The 13742-nt window shown below is 67.6% G+C and carries 16 protein-coding genes; 4 read left to right on the top strand and 12 right to left on the bottom strand.

All coding sequences use genetic code 11. The features are described 5' to 3' along the window. The 6 genes from AB1411_09630 to AB1411_09605 all read right to left on the bottom strand — a co-directional run bounded on the left by AB1411_09630 (position 1) and on the right by AB1411_09605 (position 7077). Positions 1 to 1878 carry a cobalamin-dependent protein gene (locus AB1411_09630; protein MEW6543855.1) on the bottom strand — a complete coding sequence of 626 codons (1878 nt, stop codon included), beginning with the start codon at positions 1876 to 1878 and terminating at the stop codon, positions 1 to 3. Positions 1879 to 1924: 46 nt separating this feature from the next. Beyond that, the gene (locus tag AB1411_09625; protein ID MEW6543854.1) at positions 1925 to 2149 is read right to left on the bottom strand and encodes a hypothetical protein; all 225 of its coding nucleotides are present in this window, start codon (positions 2147 to 2149) and stop codon (positions 1925 to 1927) included. Beyond that, a complete protein-coding gene (argH, locus tag AB1411_09620) occupies positions 2146 to 3510 on the bottom strand; it encodes an argininosuccinate lyase (protein MEW6543853.1) in 1365 nt (454 codons plus the stop codon). The genes AB1411_09625 and argH overlap by 4 nt, the downstream gene beginning before the upstream one ends. A gap of 79 nt (positions 3511 to 3589) precedes the next feature. Further along, on the bottom strand, positions 3590 to 4810 hold the full coding sequence (locus AB1411_09615) for an argininosuccinate synthase (protein ID MEW6543852.1): 1221 nt from the start codon (positions 4808 to 4810) through the stop codon (positions 3590 to 3592). Then, positions 4807 to 5748 (bottom strand): ornithine carbamoyltransferase, encoded by a 942-nt coding sequence (argF, locus tag AB1411_09610; protein MEW6543851.1) that lies wholly within the window; start codon positions 5746 to 5748, stop codon positions 4807 to 4809. Before argF ends, AB1411_09615 begins: the two co-directional genes overlap by 4 nt. 135 nt (positions 5749 to 5883) lie before the next feature. Next, a complete protein-coding gene (locus tag AB1411_09605) occupies positions 5884 to 7077 on the bottom strand; it encodes an acetylornithine transaminase (protein ID MEW6543850.1) in 1194 nt (397 codons plus the stop codon). Between the two features lie 164 nt (positions 7078 to 7241). On the opposite strand from AB1411_09605, the gene AB1411_09600 reads away from it, so the two are divergent. After that, positions 7242 to 7886 (top strand): DUF2628 domain-containing protein, encoded by a 645-nt coding sequence (locus AB1411_09600; GenBank protein MEW6543849.1) that lies wholly within the window; start codon positions 7242 to 7244, stop codon positions 7884 to 7886. On the opposite strand, the gene AB1411_09595 is transcribed toward AB1411_09600, so the two are convergent. Beyond that, a complete protein-coding gene (locus tag AB1411_09595) occupies positions 7875 to 8735 on the bottom strand; it encodes a hypothetical protein (GenBank protein MEW6543848.1) in 861 nt (286 codons plus the stop codon). The genes AB1411_09600 and AB1411_09595 overlap by 12 nt on opposite strands. A gap of 139 nt (positions 8736 to 8874) precedes the next feature. On the opposite strand from AB1411_09595, the gene AB1411_09590 reads away from it, so the two are divergent. Then, a complete protein-coding gene (locus AB1411_09590; protein MEW6543847.1) occupies positions 8875 to 9480 on the top strand; it encodes a 2,3-bisphosphoglycerate-dependent phosphoglycerate mutase in 606 nt (201 codons plus the stop codon). A gap of 6 nt (positions 9481 to 9486) precedes the next feature. On the opposite strand, the gene AB1411_09585 is transcribed toward AB1411_09590, so the two are convergent. From AB1411_09585 to AB1411_09575, 3 genes are all read right to left on the bottom strand, one after another. Continuing rightward, positions 9487 to 9996 (bottom strand): hypothetical protein, encoded by a 510-nt coding sequence (locus tag AB1411_09585; GenBank protein MEW6543846.1) that lies wholly within the window; start codon positions 9994 to 9996, stop codon positions 9487 to 9489. 299 nt (positions 9997 to 10295) lie between these two features. Continuing rightward, positions 10296 to 10592: an RNA-binding protein gene (locus AB1411_09580; GenBank protein ID MEW6543845.1), complete on the bottom strand. Its 297-nt coding sequence runs from the start codon at positions 10590 to 10592 to the stop codon at positions 10296 to 10298. Between the two features lie 293 nt (positions 10593 to 10885). Continuing rightward, positions 10886 to 11287: a hypothetical protein gene (locus tag AB1411_09575; protein ID MEW6543844.1), complete on the bottom strand. Its 402-nt coding sequence runs from the start codon at positions 11285 to 11287 to the stop codon at positions 10886 to 10888. A gap of 149 nt (positions 11288 to 11436) precedes the next feature. Here AB1411_09575 and AB1411_09570 point away from each other — a divergent pair, with 149 nt between their 5' ends. Beyond that, positions 11437 to 12444 carry a phosphate ABC transporter substrate-binding protein gene (locus AB1411_09570; protein MEW6543843.1) on the top strand — a complete coding sequence of 336 codons (1008 nt, stop codon included), beginning with the start codon at positions 11437 to 11439 and terminating at the stop codon, positions 12442 to 12444. 12 nt (positions 12445 to 12456) lie between these two features. Here AB1411_09570 and AB1411_09565 read toward each other — a convergent pair whose 3' ends face one another. Then, positions 12457 to 12924 (bottom strand): hypothetical protein, encoded by a 468-nt coding sequence (locus AB1411_09565; protein MEW6543842.1) that lies wholly within the window; start codon positions 12922 to 12924, stop codon positions 12457 to 12459. Positions 12925 to 12926: 2 nt separating this feature from the next. Here AB1411_09565 and AB1411_09560 point away from each other — a divergent pair, with 2 nt between their 5' ends. Further along, on the top strand, positions 12927 to 13091 hold the full coding sequence (locus tag AB1411_09560; GenBank protein ID MEW6543841.1) for a fatty acid cis/trans isomerase: 165 nt from the start codon (positions 12927 to 12929) through the stop codon (positions 13089 to 13091). 39 nt (positions 13092 to 13130) lie between these two features. Here AB1411_09560 and AB1411_09555 read toward each other — a convergent pair. Continuing rightward, a partial coding sequence (locus AB1411_09555; GenBank protein ID MEW6543840.1) for an SLC13 family permease occupies positions 13131 to 13742 on the bottom strand: 612 nt, incomplete at its 5' end.

Raw genomic sequence — 13742 nt, 5'->3', positions numbered from 1 at the left:
CTACCGCTCCTCTTCGAGCAGCTCGAGCCCGCTCAGCGAGATCTCATCCAGCGCCGCCTCAAAGGATTCCTTGAATTTCCGGTAACGCACCTTCGCGTGAGGGGCCATCGCCTTCAGCGTCTCCCCGTCCAGGAGCGTCTGCAGCGCGGCCGGCGTCGCGTGCTTGAGGTGCTCGAAGTTGACGATGACGTCCATCCGGGCGCGCTCGGCCGCCTGGCGGACGCGGTCCAGCAGTTCCTTGGCGTTCAGGTGGTCCAGGGTTCCTTCCAGCTCCACGAACAGGGCGGCGAACTGGTCGTGCCGCCTGGCCTTGATGTTCAACCAGAGCTCCTTGGCGCTCCGCTCCTTCTCCCCGATCGTCTGCTTGATCGCGTGCAGCGCGTTCGGGATGAGCTGGTCCGCGTCCAGCGCTGGCAGCTTGGCCTGGAGGTTTCTGAGCACCTTGGCTATCGGGGACAGGCTTCCCTTGGGGCAGGACCGCTTGATGAGCCTGCGGAACTCCCGGTTCATCTCGAACCGGGCGGGGAGCCGCTGCTTCGTGCCGGACAGCCGGCGCCAGACGGACGGCCAGGAGTAGAACTGATGGTTGGCCCAGTGGAAGCCCTCCTGGAGCTGCTCGGGCGTCATGCGGCTCGGGCGGAAGACCACGTGCTTGCCGTCGTACTTGGCCCAGTCATAGTCGAAGATCCGGCCTTCGCGGTGGTATCGCTCGTAGAGCGCGGTGCCCGGGAGCGGGGTCAGCACGTTGAAATAGGCCAGCTCCACCCGGTTGCGCACGAGGAACTCCACGGCCCGCTCGAAGACCGACTCGTCGTCGTGGTCGAAGCCGAAGACGATGCCGGGGTTCACCATGATCCCGTGGTCGTGGAACATCTTGATCTCGTCCTCGAACTTCTTCACCCGGTTGAAGGACTTGTTGGTCTCCTCGAGCGCGTCCTCATCCAGCGACTCCATCCCGACGAAGACCGACACGCAACCGCTCTCGGCCGCCAGCTTGACCATCTCGGGGTCGTCGCCCAGGAACAGGGTGGATTGGCAGCCCCACTTGATCTTCAGCGGCTTGAGCGCCGTCCAGAGCTCGCGGCAATAGGCCCGGTTGCTGTTGTGCAGGTCGTCCACGAAGGCGAAGATCGTTCCGTCCTCGAGGCCGATCCGGATGCGCAGCCCGGTCAGAAAGGCCTGCCAGAGCGAGCCGTGCCGCATCCGCTCGACCAGCTCGGCGCGGATCCACTGCTTGATCTGGCTCAGCTCCTTCACCACCTCGTGGACCGGCCGGCGTCGGGTGGTCTTCCCGTTGAAGGGGGAGACGCTGCAGAACTCGCAGTCGAAATGGCAGCCGCGCGTCGTGAAGCTGCACTGCCGGGTCATGTAGGCGTCGGGGCTCAGCAGCTCCACGCGCGGGCTCTTGTAGCGGTCCAGCGAGGGGAACTGCTCCATTTTGTAAAGGCGCTTCATCGCACCGGCTTCGAAGTCGGCGACGAGCCGAGGCCAGAGGTCCTCCGCCTCCCCGCAAACGATCGCGTCGCAGTGCCGCAGCGCCTCGTCGGGACAGTAGGTCGGGTGGACCCCGCCCAACACCACCGGCTTGCCCCGCTTCCGGAACTCCGCCGCGATCTCGTAGGCCCGGGGGGCGTAGCAGGTCATGACCGAAAGGCCGACCAGGTCGCAAGGCCGGTCGAAGTCCACATCTTCCACCGCCTCGTCCACGAGGTCCACGTCCCACTCGGGCGGCGTGTAGGCCGCGATGACCGGCAGGCTCAGCTTGGGGAACCAGACCGCGCGACGCTCGCTGGCCGTCAGGTGATACGGGTTGTTCCTCGGATAGGGATCAACCAGCAGCAACCGGCGTGTGGTCTCCCTGGCGTGCATCAGGTCCATCGCTTTTCCTCCCCTCGTTCCTCGCGTCCCAATGTGGGCCGGAGGCTTACCGGTCCAGGCGGAGCGGCGGCAGCTCCTCCTCTTCTGGCACGGCCTGCTCCTCGGGCTTCTTCCGCTCCGCCTCGGCCTTGGCCGCTTCCTCCTGCTGCTTAGCCTTCTCCAGCTTGGCCGCGACGCCCAGATCCTCCGGCGCGACTGGCGGCCCGACCGTTCCGCACCCGGCCAGCGCCCACGCGAGCAGGAGCCAGAGCCGCGCGCCGAAGCGCGTCATCGCAGCGCTTTCTCCAGCGCCTTCAGCCGGGCCTCGACCCGTTTCCTCGCCGTGCCCCCCACCTGCGCCTTCCGCTCGATCGCCCCTTCGACCGTCACGACGTCCAGCACGTCCTTCTCGAACCGGTCCGAGAAGGCGCGCAGCTCGGTCAGCGTGAGGTCCCGCAGATCGCGTCCTTCGTCCAGGCAGGCCCGCACGATGCGGCCGGTGACGGCGTGGGCCTCGCGGAACGGCACGCCCCTGGTCACCAGATAGTCCGCCAGCTCGGTGGCGAGCAGGAAGCCGGATTCGACCGCCTCGGCGAGTGCCGCGCGGTTCACCCTGAGCCCCTTGATCAATTCGCCCAGGACCTCCACCGAGGCTGCGACCGTGTCCAGGGCGTCGAAGACCGCCTCCTTGTCCTCCTGGAGATCCCGATTGTAGCTGAGCGGCAGGCCCTTCATCGTCGTGAGGAGCCCCAGCAGGTGCCCGTACACCCGGCCGGTCTTGCCCCGCACGAGCTCCGGCACGTCCGGGTTCTTCTTCTGCGGCATCATGCTGCTGCCCGTGCAGAAGGCGTCCGGCAGGTCCACGAACCGGAACTCCTGCGACGACCAGAGGATCAGCTCGTCGCTCAGGCGGGACAGGTGCATCATCGTGAGCGCCAGCGCCGCCAGGGTCTCGAGCGCGAAGTCCCGGTCGGAGACCGCGTCGAGGCTGTTCTCGCTCACCGCCGAAAAGCCGAGCAGCTTGGCCGTGTAGGCCCGGTCCACCGGATAGTTGGAGCCGGCCAGCGCGCCGGAGCCAAGCGGGAGCACGTCCACCCGCGCCAGCGCGTCGCGCAGCCGGCCCTTGTCCCGCTCCAGCATCTCCACGTAGGCCAGCAGGTGGTGCGCGAAGAGGACCGGCTGCGCCCGTTGCAGGTGCGTGTAACCGGGCATGACCACGTCCTTGTCCGCCCGCGCCCGCGCCACCAGCGCCTGCTGCAGCCGGCGGAGCCCGTCGCGCAGCCGCGTGAGCTCGTCCTTGAGATACAAGCGGAGGTCCAGCGCCACCTGGTCGTTCCGGCTCCGGCCCGTATGGAGCTTGCCGCCCACCGGGCCGATCAATTCGGTGAGACGCCGCTCGATCGCCATGTGGATGTCCTCGTCCTGCGGGGCGAAGGGGAAGCGTCCCCCGTCCAGCTCGGCCCGCACCGATTCCAGCCCGCGCAGGATCGTCGCGGTTTCCCGATGCGTGAGCACGCCGGCCCGCTCGAGCGTCTTACAGTGGGCGACGCTGCCCTTGATGTCGTACGGGTACAGGCGCCGGTCGAACGCCAGCGAAGCCGTAAAGGCCTCCACGAGGCGGTGCGTCCCCTCCCGGAACCGTCCGCCCCAAATCCGTGAGGGGGGAGGGGGGAGGGGGGAGGGGAACGGCGTCTGTCTCTTGCCCGTCGCTTTACGTTTCACGTCTCACGCTTCACGAATGACGCTTGCGCGGCCGCCGCTGCGCCCGGATCGCCAGCCGCAGCGCGTTCAGCCTGATGAACCCCTCCGCGTCTCTTTGCCGGTAAGCCTCGTCCTCCTCGAAGGTGGCGAGGTCCAGCCGGTAGAGGGACCGGTCCGATTTCCGGCCGGCCACCGTACAGGAGCCCTTGTAGAGCTTCACGCGGACCGTGCCGCTCACGTCCTGTTGGGCTTCGTCGAAGGCCTTCTGTAGCATCAACCGTTCCGGCGCGTACCAGTAGCCGTAATAGACCAGCTCCGCGTAGCGCGGGATCAGGCTGTCCCGCAGGTGCAGGACCTCCCGGTCCATCGTGAGCGACTCCAGCGCCCGGTGCGCCGCGTGCAGGATCGTCCCGCCCGGCGTCTCGTAGACGCCGCGCGACTTCATCCCCACGTACCGGTTCTCGACCAGGTCCACCCGACCGATCCCGTGCTCTCCGCCGAGCCGGTTCAGGTGCGCGAGCAGCGCGGCCGGGCTCATCGCCTTCCCGTCCACCGAAACCGGGTCCCCCTTCCCGTACTCGATCTCCACGTACCGCGGCTTGTCCGGTGCCTTCTCCGGGGAGACCGTCATCTGGAAGATCTCCTCCGGCGGGGCCTCCCAGGGGTCCTCCAGGATGCCGCCCTCGTAGCTCACGTGGAAGAGGTTCAGGTCCATGCTGTAGGGCTTGGCCTTGGTGGCCGTCACCGGAATGCCGTGCGTCGAGGCGTACTCGATCAGCTCGCGCCGCGAGCGGAACGTCCATTCGCGCCACGGGGCGATGATCCGCACCTTCGGGTCCAGCGCCAGGTAGGTCAGTTCGAACCGGACCTGGTCGTTGCCCTTGCCGGTCGCTCCGTGGGCCACCGCGTCCGCTCCCTCCTTCTGGGCCAGCTCGATCTGCCGCTTCGCGATGAGGGGCCGCGCGATCGAGGTGCCGAGCAGGTAGGACCCCTCGTAGATCGCGTTCCCCCGCAACATCGGGAAGATGTGCTCTTTGACGAAGACCTCGCGCAGGTCCTCCACGTAGACCTTGGCGGCGCCGACCGCCTGCGCCTTGGCCTTGATCGCCTTGAGGTCCTCCCCCTGGCCGAGATCGGCGCAGAAGGCCACGACCTGGCAACCGTAGGTTTCCATCAGCCACTTGAGAATGACGGACGTGTCCAGCCCGCCCGAGTAGGCCAGCACGACTTTCTTGATCGCCTCGCGCCTCATGGTCTCCTTTTCCTGTCGGCCTTCCGGCTCGGCTTGAGCAGCTCCACTAGAATGGCCTTCTGCATGTGCAGCCGGTTCTCGGCCTGGTCCAGCACGACCGACTGGGGCCCGTCCAGCACGGAAGCCGTGATCTCCTGGCCCCGGTGCGCCGGCAGGCAGTGCATGACGATCGCACCGGGCCGCGCCAGCCTCAGCAGCCGCTCGTTGACCTGGTACGGGGCCAGGGTCTTCAGGCGGCGCGATTGCTCCCGCTCCCGCCCCATGCTGACCCAAACGTCGGTGTAGAGGACGTCCGCGCCCTTGACCGCCACCTGCGGATTCGCCCCGATCTCGATCGCGGCGCCGGTCCGCTCCGCCTCAAGCCGCGCCAGGTCCACGATCCGCTGGTCCGGCTCGTAGCCGTGGGGGCAGGCCACGCTGACGACCATGCCTATCTTGGCCGCGCATTCGATGAGCGAATTGGCCACGTTGTTCCCGTCCCCCACGTAGGCGAGCTTCACGCCCTTGAGGGCTCCCTTCTTCTCCCTGATCGTCAGCAGGTCCGAGAGAGCCTGACAGGGGTGGCAGAGGTCGGTGAGCCCGTTGATGACCGGGATCGTCGCCTCCCGCGCCCATTCTTCCACGATCGCATGGTCGTAGGTGCGGATCACGAGCCCGTCCAGGTAGCGGGAGAGCACGCGCGCCGTGTCGGCGACGCTCTCCCCGCGGCACATCTGGATGTCGGTGGCCGAGAGGAAGATGCACTGGCCGCCGAGCTGGTTCATGCCCGCCTCGAAGGACACCCGCGTCCTGGTGGACGGCTTCTCGAAGAAGAGGCCGAGAGTCTTGCCCAACAGGGGCTGGGGCCGGACCCCTCGGCGCTGCAGCGCCTTCAACTCTTCCGCCAGCTTGAGCAGCCGTTCGAGTTCGTGGACCGGGATCGCGCTGACCGTGAGCAGGTCCTTGCCGAGGAGCCCCGCCGCCCGCTTGGCCGCGCCGTTCTTCTGGCTCGTTTCGGAAAACACCGATTCTTCCTCCAAATTCATAGCCCTGGCCGGGAACGGCGGGACGGTCCCTCCGCCCAGCTCCTGCCGCTAGGCCCGCTTGCCGAGAACTTGGGACAGGATGCCCAACAGCCGGTCGATCTCGTGCTGGGTAATGATGAGGGGCGGGATGAAGCGCAGGACGCGATCCACGGTGCAATTGATCAGAACCCCGCGCGCCAGACAGTCGGCCACGACCGCCTTCCCGTCGCAGGTCAGCTCCATGCCCTGCAGCAGGCCGAGCCCGCGCACGTCCTTCACGACGGGCAGACGTTCCTTCAGCTCCTGGAGGCCCTTGGCCAGATAATCGCCCATGCGGCGGGCGTGCTCCAGCCCCCGGCTCTCCAGCAGCACGCGGCACACGGCCAGCGCGGCCGCGCAGGCCAGGGGATTTCCGCCGAAGGTGGAGGCGTGGGTGCCGGGAACGAAGGCCTGCGCCGCCTCATCCGTCGCGAGGCAGGCGCCGATCGGCACGCCGCCGCCGAGCCCCTTGGCCAGGGTCATGATGTCCGGCTGGACGCCGAGCTGTTCGTACGCGAACAGGGTGCCGGTGCGGCCCATGCCGGTCTGGACTTCGTCGAAGATCAACAGCACGTCCCGCTGCCGGCAGAGGTCGCGCAGCCCCTGGAGGTAGGTGCGGTCCGCGACGTGCACCCCGCCTTCGCCCTGCACCGGCTCCAGCATGACGGCGGCGGTGGCCGGGCTCAGCGCCCGCTCGATGGCTCCGAGGTCGTTGAATGGGACGTAAGTAAAGCCGGGCATCAGCGGTTCGAAGCCCTTCTGGACCTTCTCCTGACCGGTGGCGGTCAGAGTCGCGAGCGTCCGGCCGTGGAAGGACTGGAGCATCGTGATGATCTCGAACCGGTCCGGTCCGTGCTTCTGGTGGGCGTAGCGGCGGGCGAGCTTGATGGCCGCCTCGTTCGCCTCCGCGCCGCTGTTGCAGAAGAAGACTTTTCGGGCGAATGAATGGTCCACGAGCGTCCGGGCCAGCCGCACCTGCGGCTCCGTGTAGTAGAGGTTGGAGGCGTGCAGGAGGTGCTGGGCCTGCTTCTGGATGGCAGCCACCAGGTCCGGGTGGGCGTGTCCCAGGATGTTGACCGCGATGCCGGCCACGAAGTCGAGGTACTCCCTCCCCTCCAGGTCGTAGACCTTGGCGCCCCGCCCGCGCACGATCGAGATCGGCAGCCGGGCGTAGGTGTTCATCAGATAGCGGTCGGCTTCCTGGCGTAACTCCTCGGTCGGCATGGGATTTTCACCCTAAGATGACAATTCGGTGAACGTACCACATCGAGCCGGGCAACGCAATATCAAACCCTGCCGGCCTGGGCCTCTATCCCGTTCTTTCGCCTGGGAAATTCCCTTGGATGCGCGCTTGAGGGACCGGGATGACCGTGTTATAAGCACCGGGCATGAAATCCTGTGTCTCCTGCCAGGGACAGAACCCCGACGAGGCTCGGTTCTGCAGTCAATGCGGCGCGACCTTTCCCGCCGCCGAGGCGGAGCCGGCCGCTCGGGCGGCGGCGTCCGAGGAGGAGCATTGGCGGGCTTTCATCGGGCAGAACGCCGATCGTTACCTGGAGCAATTCCGCAAGTTCTCCGAGGGCGCGACCCCGCGCTTCGCCCTCACCTGGCATTGGCCCGCGTTTCTATTCGATCCCTTCCTCTGGTTCCTCTACCGCAAGATGTACCTCTACGCGCTCATCTACGCGATCGGGCCGGTGGTCTCGGCCTACTTCACCGGCGACATCACGGTCGGGATCGTCTGGCGCATCATCGCGGCGGGCAGCGCCAACTACCTCTACTATTGGCACGTGAAGGAGCACGTCGCCGAGCTGCGCAAGGCCGCGGGCTTCGACCAGGCGCGGCTCGAGCGGTCGCTGCACGAAGAAGGCGGCGTCCAGCCCTATGTGATCTGGGTGGGAGTCGCGCTGCACCTGCTCCTGCTGGCGCTGATCCTCGCCGCGATCAAGGAGGGCCCGCCGGAGAAGGGCAAGCTGCCGCTCGAGCGGGGGGAGCGGGCTGCCGTCCGCCTCTTTGTCGCTTCAGCGTCTTGAGGGCTGGGCAGGGCGGGATGTCTGCCAGGCGAACCAGGCCTGGAACCAGTCGAAGTCGTGCTGGTAGGCGGCGCCGGAGGGCTCGGCGGCTTGGCCCTTCTGCTCGAGCATCGTATAGGTGCGGGGCCAGTTCTTCTGCCACCAGGACTTGAGCTCGTCGGCGGCGTAGGGCTGCCCGGTGGCCTGGTGGATGCCGGCGGCGCCGATCAGGTCCGCGATGAGGGGCCAGTAGCGGTCCTTTCCCAGGCCCAGGCTTTTGAAGTGCTCTCGGAGGAGGAAGACCACCCAGAGTTCCGCGCTGTGCTTCTTGTTGTGTTTGAAGGGTTGGGTTTGCCGCAGGGGCACCGGGTCGAAGTTCTTGATGACCGACGTGTAGTCGGGGCCGCCGTAGCTGCCGGCCACCTCCGCGATTCCCTCGAGCACGCGCGCCAGCTCCACCTCGACGAGCGGCTTGGCTTCCACCGCGTCGGGCGGGCGCCCGCCCGCCAGCGGGTTGGGGGCGGTGAGGAGTTCGATGAGCGGCTTCAGCTCGCGCAGGCGGGCCACCGCCTTCCTGAGGATCTGCTCGGACTCGAGCCAGTAGTCCTGGTCGTTCTTGGCAATCCGCTCCTGCCCGGGCGGAGGCAGCACCGGCGGGATCCAATAGCGGAGCAGGACGAACAGGAGGTAGGGGACGGCGGCACCGACGCGGGCCGCACGTTCCAAGGCCCCGTTCCGGCCCAGCGCGTTTTTGAAGAAGAGCTGGACGCGCTCGGCTACGCCGAGCCGTTGCGCCATGGCAACCCACCACGACTCGATCTCGCGCCAGGGCTGCTCCGCCTGGGCCGATGGGTGGGGTGGCGACGTCATGGGGCTCCTGAATCTGCGTGGATGGTACCCGCTGGTCCAACGTGATTGCAAGGTGATTGCAAGGCGCGCGGCGATTGCGTATTCTGGAGCGGCCTGACGGGCGAACGACGAGGCGGCGGAAGGACTGGAGGACGAACGCATGAGTCGGCTGGTGCTGCTTCGGCACGGGGAGTCGCAGTGGAACCTGGAGAACCGGTTCACCGGGTGGGTGGACGTGCCGCTCTCGCCCAAGGGCGAGCAGGAGGCGCGCGAGGCGGGCGAGAAGCTGAAGGGCTACCGGTTCGATCGCGCCTACGTCTCCGTGCTCAAGCGCGCGATCGACACGCTGCGGATCGTGCTCGAGGTGATCGGCCAGACCGGGATTCCGATCGAGAAAGACCAAGCGCTGAACGAGCGGCTGTACGGGGAGCTGCAGGGCCTGAACAAGGCGGAAACGGCCAGAAAGTACGGAGAGCAGCAGGTGAAGCTCTGGCGGCGCAGCTATGACGTGCGCCCGCCCGGCGGGGAGAGCCTCAAGGACACGGCGGAGCGGGTCCTCCCCTACTATGAATCGCACATCCGGCCGGACCTGCTCGCCGGGCGCACGATCCTCGTGTCCGCGCACGGCAACAGCCTGCGGGCCCTCGTCATGCACCTGGACGGGTTGACCAGGGAGCAGGTCCTCGAGCTCAACATCCCGACCGGCGTGCCGCTGCTCTACGAGTTCGATCAGGCCGGGAACGTCCGCGAGCGGCGCTACCTCTGACGCCGATCAGGCGCCGGCCAGCCTGATCGCCGTCGCCATCTCCCCGATCTCGTCCACGGGCACCAAGTCAATCAGCAGGGCCAGCAGCTTCGGCTGGTCCTCCGGCCGGACCGCTCCGGCCGACTCCAGGATCGCGGTCGTCTCCGTCAGGACGGCGACCGGCGCGCCTCCTTCCTCCTCGATCTGCCGGTAGGTGGCCCTGCGCTCCTCCATCTCCGCCAGGTACGCCTCCACGTCCTGTCCCTGAAACCCCAGGGGGGCGTGCCATTTCTCCCGGACGATCGCCGTGAGCGATCCGAAGATGCGCTGCGCGTCGGCCTCGGACGGGAGGGCGACGCCCAGCGCGGCGTGCACCCAGTACAACGTCACGGACAAGAGCTCGCGCGAGAGGAGGAAGGCCTGCTCCGTCGAGAGCGCGATCCCGTACTCGTCCGGCGCGCAGTCCGACAGAACGCGCAGCGCCACGCGGTAGAAGGCTTCGGCGGCCTGGGCGGGAGTCTGTGGTGCGGGCGGCATCATCGGGGCAGCAGCATAGCAGGATGTTGAAAAAGTCCGCCAGCTTTGTTCTCGCTCGCTCAACCCCTCAACGTACTGACCAAGTACGCCTCGGGGTCTCGCCTCGCTGCGGCCGCGCTGGCCGGCCTTTTTGAACATCCTGCGACTTTTCTCTAATTACGTCCGTGATCTCCTGCTGGGGTTGTTGCCGGGGTGCCGGAGTGGGTTCTTATGGCCTCAATAGAGGCGGAGGGGGGCCAAAAAGCAAGGGGGCAGCGGCCGAAGCCGCTGCCCCCACGGTCACGACGCGGAGATCCGCGTTAGAACCGGCTCCCGCGGCCACCGCCGAAGCGCCCGCCGCCGGACTTCTCCTGGGGCTTGGCCTCGTTCACCGTGATGGACCGGCCGCCCAACTGGGTGCCGTTCAGCGCGGTGATGGCCCGTTCGGCCTCCTCGGCCGTGGCCATTTCCACGAACCCGAAGCCGCGCGACTGCCCGGTGAACTTGTCGGTGATGACCCGCGCCGACTGCACGTTGCCCTGCTGGCCGAACAGCTCGGCGAGCTGCGCCTCGGTGGTGGAATAGGGCAAGCCACCCACATACAACTTGGTACTCATGGTACCTCCTGTCTATTGGACATTGTCTTGGGGAGTCGGGAACGCAGAGGACAGAGAGCCAAGCCGATGCAGTGAGTCAAGCAGCGTGCGGGGCAGACGTTCCGATCAGCTTCCTATACCACAAGGCAATATCGGGAATCGGGCCGGAATGCACATCCGCGCGCCACCGTCCGGCCCTGGCTCGATGACGCACGAAGCAGACTATACCACGCCCCTGGCGCGAATGCAAGCGCGCGCTGGTCCGGGTAGGGATTTCCTGGGTTGCGCCGAGGGGCCGGATCATACCGAGCCGGTCACTTGGTGGTTTGGGGGTCGCAGACCGGCGGCACGCCGATGTTGAACATGTTCTTGAGCAGCGTCCACCGCTCGTACTCGGCGGTCGTGAGCTCCAGTGCCCCGATGCCGCGCGACTTGGTGCTGAGCGTCAGATACTCGTCGTAGAGCTCGCACTCCTTCGAGGAGGCTCTGGGGCGCGGCTCCGACTTCTGCTGGACGACGTTCTCCTCGATGATGACGGAGCCCGGCGCTTGCGTCGGGCTCTGGGGAGCAGCGGGGGCCTGCTGGGCCTCGGGGATGACGGTGAATCCCTCCTTGTCCGATGGATGGAAGGGCTTGCACCCAGGCTTCGGCTCGTTGGAATAGACGTCCCCGGGGCAGACCCACAGGGTCGTCGCGAGAATCACCAGGTTGATCATGGCCCGATGATAGTCCCGCCGGAGCGGGGAATCAAGCAAAGCCGGGTGTCTGGATTCCCGTTGATTCCCGCTCGGAGCTTCGGTACGATGGCCCCGCCCGCGGCCGGACGAGCCGATGTTCCGCCGCGGCTCCAACGGAAGGAGACTCCATGAGCGCGCGTGCGTGGACCTGCCGGACCGGCCTGGCGGCCCTCTGGCTGCTGGCCCTATTGGTCGCCCGGCCCGTCCTTGCGGCGGACCAGCCGACGGTCGCCCCGGCCGCGAAGCCCTATGCCAAGGCGGACGGCCTCTCCGGCTCCCTGACGATCGTGGGCTCCGACACGCTCAACAACCTGATGACGCTCTGGGCGGAGAGCTTCCGCAAGCTGTACCCGGCCGTGGCCATCCGCCTGGAGGCCAAGAAGACCGGCGCCGTGCCGCCGGCGCTGGCGGACGGCACCGCGCACCTGGTCCACCTGTCACGGCTGATGGACGACGGGGAAGTCGCGAAGTTTCAGGCCAAGCACGGCTACCGGCCGACCCCCTACGCCGTCGCCGTGGACGCCCTGGTCGTGTACGTGCACAAGGACAACCAACTGGAAGGGCTGACGCTGGACCAGGTGCGCGCCGTCTTCTCGAAGAGCCCCGCCTCCAGCTACGACCGGGTCGCCAGTTGGGGACAGCTCTCCGTCGGCGGCGAGTGGGAAAACGCGCCCCTGCGCCTCTACGGTCGGGATGCGGCCTCCGGCACGACCGAATTCTTCAAGGAACATGCCCTGGCCAGGAACGAGCTCCGGGACGACGTCAGGCTGTTCACCGAGTCCGCCGCCCTCGTCAAGGCGCTCGGCGAGGACCGTTTCGGCATCGGCTACAGCGGGCTCGCGGCCGTCAGTCCCGACGTCCGGCCGGTGCCCCTGGCCGCGGACGAGTTCTCACCCTACGTCGAGCCCACCTTCGACAACGTGAAGAACCGCCGCTACCCGCTCCGGCGCTACCTTTACGTCTACGTGGACCAGGAGCCCCGGAAAATCCTGCGTGGTAAGAAGCCTCTCCCGCCCGTCGTCCGCGAGTTCCTCCGCTACGTCTACAGCCAGGACGGCCAGGCCTTCGTCACCAAGGACGGCTACTTTCCGGTCGAGGACTGGATCGTCGAGCGCGCGCAGAAGACGATCAAGTAGCGGCCGATCGCCTTACCGACGGGGCAGCCGCGCAAGCAGGGCCGGCATGGCCGCCCAGACGGACTCGATGACCGAAAAGGCGTAGTCGCGCGCGGCTTCCTGATTGACCTCCCAGTCCGGGACCGCCTCGTGGACGTCCAGAATCGGCTCCTCCCTCCCGTAGCACAGCTCGTTGAACAGGGGCGCCCTCCGGCCGAACCGACGGAGAATGAACTCCCGGTGGTCCAGCCCCATGGCCACGACCAGGTCGCTCGCCTCGACCAGCTCGCGCGTCAGGCGCCGCTGCGCGTGGCGGGAGGGGTCCGCACCCTTCTCCCGCAGGCGCGCCAGGATGACCGGGTGCAGGGGCTGCGGTACGGCCTCGATGCCCGCGGAGCCGACGAGGTAGCCGGAGTCCGGCCCCAGGTGCGCCTTGAGCGCGTACTCCGCCGCGACACTCCGGAAGATGTTCCCCGTGCAGACGAAGAGGACGGTGGTCATGGATGGCGTGTCGTGGACCTGCCTCGCGGACGGTCGCGGAACACTTCGGCGTGCGCCGGACCAGCCCGGATTTCTGGTCCCACAGCGACCAGCTCCACCGGGCCTACCGCGCGCGGGCGCCGCGCGAGGCGGGACTCTTCGACTACAACCGCCTGGAAAACCGCTGAACCACGATCAGGGCCGCCTGCCGACTCGTCGTGTCGCGCCTACGTGAGGCGGAGCCACAGATAAGCGGCGGAGATCCCGAGCGTTGCGAGCGTGACCGGCACGCCGACGCGCGCGTGCCGGCGCCAGTCAATGGCCAGGCCCCGCCGTTCGGCCGCGTCCACCACGATGATGTTGGCGATGCTGCCGACGATCAGCAGGTTCCCCGCGAGCGTGCTCGCGAGCGCCAGCAGAGTGCCCGCCATCGGGTGGGTCGCCAGCGGCAGCAGCAGCATCACCGCCGGCACGTTGGACACCACGTTGCTCAGCAGGAACGTCAGCACGAACAACGCCCCCGGCTGCTCGAGCTGGAGTCCGACCTCGGCGAGCGCCTGCACGGCCCGGGCCGTCAGGCCCGTCTGCTCGAACGCGCGGTTCACGACGAAGAGCCCGACGAAGAGCACGAGCAGCTCCCAGTCCACCAGCCCGAGCATCCGGCGCGAGTGGAGATTGCGGCTCAGGAGCAGCAGGCCGGCGCCCGCGAGCGCCGCCAGCTCCCGCGGCCAGGGCGCGGTCAAAAAGACCGCGACGAGGACGGCCGCCACGGTCAGCCCCTTCGTCGTCTGCCAGCGATCGAAGTGCGCGTAGGCCTCGTCGCGCCGCTCCGGCCCGCC

The organism is Nitrospirota bacterium (assembly GCA_040757595.1).
GTDB lineage: Bacteria > Nitrospirota > Nitrospiria > Nitrospirales > Nitrospiraceae > JBFLWP01.
This window is presented reverse-complemented; position numbering and strand designations above follow the sequence as displayed.

What these genes read in the sequence shown, in the direction of transcription:
- AB1411_09630 (MEW6543855.1), bottom strand. Translation starts at nt 1,878, where the DNA reads ATGGACCTGATGCACGCCAGGGAGACCACACGCCGGTTGCTGCTGGTT.
- AB1411_09625 (MEW6543854.1), bottom strand. Translation starts at nt 2,149, where the DNA reads ATGACGCGCTTCGGCGCGCGGCTCTGGCTCCTGCTCGCGTGGGCGCTG.
- AB1411_09615 (MEW6543852.1), bottom strand. Translation starts at nt 4,810, where the DNA reads ATGAGGCGCGAGGCGATCAAGAAAGTCGTGCTGGCCTACTCGGGCGGG.
- AB1411_09605 (MEW6543850.1), bottom strand. Translation starts at nt 7,077, where the DNA reads ATGCCGACCGAGGAGTTACGCCAGGAAGCCGACCGCTATCTGATGAAC.
- AB1411_09600 (MEW6543849.1), top strand. Translation starts at nt 7,242, where the DNA reads ATGAAATCCTGTGTCTCCTGCCAGGGACAGAACCCCGACGAGGCTCGG.
- AB1411_09595 (MEW6543848.1), bottom strand. Translation starts at nt 8,735, where the DNA reads ATGACGTCGCCACCCCACCCATCGGCCCAGGCGGAGCAGCCCTGGCGC.
- AB1411_09590 (MEW6543847.1), top strand. Translation starts at nt 8,875, where the DNA reads ATGAGTCGGCTGGTGCTGCTTCGGCACGGGGAGTCGCAGTGGAACCTG.
- AB1411_09585 (MEW6543846.1), bottom strand. Translation starts at nt 9,996, where the DNA reads ATGCCGCCCGCACCACAGACTCCCGCCCAGGCCGCCGAAGCCTTCTAC.
- AB1411_09580 (MEW6543845.1), bottom strand. Translation starts at nt 10,592, where the DNA reads ATGAGTACCAAGTTGTATGTGGGTGGCTTGCCCTATTCCACCACCGAG.
- AB1411_09575 (MEW6543844.1), bottom strand. Translation starts at nt 11,287, where the DNA reads ATGATCAACCTGGTGATTCTCGCGACGACCCTGTGGGTCTGCCCCGGG.
- AB1411_09570 (MEW6543843.1), top strand. Translation starts at nt 11,437, where the DNA reads ATGAGCGCGCGTGCGTGGACCTGCCGGACCGGCCTGGCGGCCCTCTGG.
- AB1411_09565 (MEW6543842.1), bottom strand. Translation starts at nt 12,924, where the DNA reads ATGACCACCGTCCTCTTCGTCTGCACGGGGAACATCTTCCGGAGTGTC.
- AB1411_09560 (MEW6543841.1), top strand. Translation starts at nt 12,927, where the DNA reads ATGGCGTGTCGTGGACCTGCCTCGCGGACGGTCGCGGAACACTTCGGC.